Genomic DNA, 1,936 nt, shown 5'->3' with positions numbered 1-1,936 from the left:
GCGATACCATCGGCGGGCGCGACGCGTACGTACTCGACATCACGCCGGAGACCAATTCGAGCGGGGCTCACTACCGACAACGGCTGTGGGTCGACACCGAACGGTTCTACCCCCTGCGCAAACAAACGGAATGGACCGCTAACGGCACCCGACGGTCGGTGACGACGACGTACACGAACGTGACGTTCAACCCACAGGTACCGGCGGACGCGTTCCGGCCCGACTTGGGTGCCAACACGACAGTAGAGCAGAAGGACACCCCACAGACGGAGTGGTACCAAAGCAGGGCCGACTTGGAGGCGCGAAGTTCGATTTCGGTGCCGGATCCGACCGTACCGCCCGCGTTCGAACTGGTCTACGCGACACGGACAAGCGGGCGCATCGACGGGGTTGGACTCCGCTACGCCGCCGAGGGGCGCGAACTCACGGTTGCGAAGTTCAACTTCACCCTTGGCATCGACTCCGACGAGCGCGACATGACGATCGACGGTCGACCGGCGAGTCTCGATCACGGGCCAACCAACTCGCTCTCGTGGGACTGTAACGGCTACGGTTACACCGTCCGGGGAACCGGTGTCGAAACAGACCGCATGATCGAAGTCGCCCGGTCAGTGGGCTGTCACGCCTGAGACCGCACGAATTTCTGGGCCAGAAACTCGCCCCCCTTTTATAATATCCGACGACACGTTCATCAAAATGCGATGGGATCAGACGAACTAACAACGTGCACTCTCACCTGTAGTAAGGTGATTTGGCCTCTGACAGCACGATGCTCCCCATCGCGGTCACCGTTGACGCAACAGCCCCTCCACAGTAGCTGTACTGCTTCGACAGCCCCGCCATACTCCTGGAACCGGTCGCCGCGACTGTCCGGGGCCAAAACCCATGGGCCTATTAATCCGAGAGACAGTCATTCGACCGAAACGTGAGTGAGGATCCTGCGCTGGGTGAGCTTCTCGACGTCCTCAGCGACGAGTACGCCCGGAAAATCCTCGCAGCGACGAGTATCAAACCAATGTCCGCACAAGAGCTTGCTGACGAATGCGATATGTCCAAACCGACGGTTTACCGTCGAGTGGAACGATTACAAGCCCACGGGCTCCTCGAAGAGCAGACCAAGATTCGGACCAGCAACAACCACTACAGCGTTTATACGGCCACGCTATCTGAGGTCTCCATCGAGTTGGACACGGGGTCCTTCGAGGCGGCTGTGACCCGCACCGACGAATCGTTCCCCGGAGAACGGGAGAGCGACACAGCCGACCGCTTCAAGAAGATGTGGGAGGACCTCTGAGATGGCTTCCGTGGCCGCCATCATCGACTGGATCATCATGGCGTTCGCCCTCGGGTCGACGCTCGTCGGTAGCTACGTGGGATACCAGGCCTACCGCGGGTATCGTCGCCACGACAGCCGAACGATGCAAGCGCTCTCGATGGGCCTGTTTTTCCTCACGGCCGTCGCGTTCGGCATCGCCTTCGTCGGCTCGCTGCTACTCCGCCAAGGCTATCTCGGTCTGCAGTATCAGCAACCGCTTACGCTCATCACACGGCTGTTTCAGTTCCTCGGAGTCCTCTTGATCGCCTACTCGTTGCATTCGCGGGGGTAGTATCGAGCCGATGGTCCGATTCGATGACTTTCATTTCCATTACTTTCATTCCCGGTAGTATTTTCAACGGTCGTGAAGAACTGGGAAGTATGGCGATACGTACTGAGTCTCGGATCAACCGACCCAATGGCGAGCGTCCCGACACGCTCTACGCGTTCGTCGCCGGTCTCTACGTCGCCATCCTCCTCACGCCGATAGCTGTTCTGGGTGTTTCGACCGTTACTGCGGATGGTGGAATCCTGTACGTCAGTTTTCTCTGTTCCATTACCGTCTTCGCGGCGATTGCTGGGTGGCTTATTTCCCACACTGACGGACTTGCAGTTCGGCTC

At 59.1% G+C, this 1,936-nt stretch carries 4 protein-coding genes; all 4 read left to right on the top strand.

Annotation, left to right across the window (positions count from 1 at the left end; genetic code table 11):
* On the top strand, positions 1-629 hold a 629-nt coding region (locus WBV42_RS18235), incomplete at its 5' end, for a LolA family protein (protein WP_423987287.1).
* A 296-nt stretch (positions 630-925) separates the two neighbouring features.
* Entirely contained in the window at positions 926-1,294 is a 369-nt protein-coding gene (locus WBV42_RS18230) for an ArsR/SmtB family transcription factor (RefSeq protein ID WP_423987286.1), read from the top strand.
* A 1-nt stretch (position 1,295) separates the two neighbouring features.
* A complete protein-coding gene (locus tag WBV42_RS18225) occupies positions 1,296-1,607 on the top strand; it encodes a DUF7521 family protein (RefSeq protein WP_423987285.1) in 312 nt (103 codons plus the stop codon).
* 89 nt (positions 1,608-1,696) lie between these two features.
* Positions 1,697-1,936 (top strand): hypothetical protein (locus WBV42_RS18220; RefSeq protein WP_423987284.1); only part of this gene is annotated, 240 nt, incomplete at its 3' end.

The sequence above is a fragment of the Haladaptatus sp. genome, from assembly GCF_049589095.1.
Lineage (GTDB): Archaea > Halobacteriota > Halobacteria > Halobacteriales > Haladaptataceae > Haladaptatus.
Note: the sequence above shows the minus strand (reverse complement) of the source record. Positions and strands in the feature narration are given on the sequence as shown.

Bases quoted from the DNA above. Each gene is read 5' to 3' on its own strand.
- WBV42_RS18225 (WP_423987285.1), top strand. From the start codon at position 1,296: ATGGCTTCCGTGGCCGCCATCATCGACTGGATCATCATGGCGTTCGCC.